Annotated in this window: 1 protein-coding gene; it reads right to left on the reverse strand. The window is 42.8% G+C overall.

Going from position 1 to position 761, the window contains the following annotated elements; genetic code table 11:
* A partial coding sequence (locus MJ764_RS11365) for a calcium-binding protein (RefSeq protein WP_275415319.1) occupies positions 1 to 761 on the reverse strand: 761 nt, incomplete at both ends.

Raw genomic sequence — 761 nt, forward strand, 5'->3', positions numbered from 1 at the left:
TCCCCGGTAATGGTGAATGCGTAGTTACTTTTGATTTCTTTTGTGCTAATGGTTTGATCATCAAATACGAAGTTAAATGCCCTATTATAAGAATTTTGGTAGTTAAAATAATTAGACAGGGTAACAGAATCATCCGTACCATAAGCCTGAATAACCAGATCAGTACCGGAACGGGTAAACTGAGCATCAGCCAGAGTGGCGCCCTTGAAGACTACATCATTGTACTGATCCTTATAGTCAGTGTTTCCTTGGTCATAAATCACATCTTGGCCATGTCCTGCCTCGAATTCATAGCGGTCTTTGTACCAGTCGCCGCCTTTGAGGATATCATTCCCGGTACCGCCAATAAGAATATCGTTACCGGCACCACCATTTAAGGTGTCGTTACCGGCACCACCATTGAGGGTATCATTCCCATTGTCACCATTAAGAATATCATCGCCGTCCTCGCCATTGAGAATATCATCACCATCGCCACCTGATAAAGTGTCATTACCAGCTCCGCCACTCAGAATGTCTTTGCCGTACCAGCCGACGATAACATTATCACTATCATCCCCGGTAATGGTGAATGCGTAGTTACTTTTGATTTCTTTTGTGCTAATGGTTTGATCATCAAATACGAAGTTAAATGCCCTATTATAAGAATTTTGGTAGTTAAAATAATTAGACAGGGTAACAGAATCATCCGTACCATAAGCCTGAATAACCAGATCAGTACCGGAACGGGTAAACTGAGCATCAGCCAGAGTGGCGCCCTT

The sequence above is a fragment of the Snodgrassella gandavensis genome (assembly GCF_914768025.1).
In the GTDB taxonomy this organism is placed as follows: domain Bacteria; phylum Pseudomonadota; class Gammaproteobacteria; order Burkholderiales; family Neisseriaceae; genus Snodgrassella; species Snodgrassella gandavensis.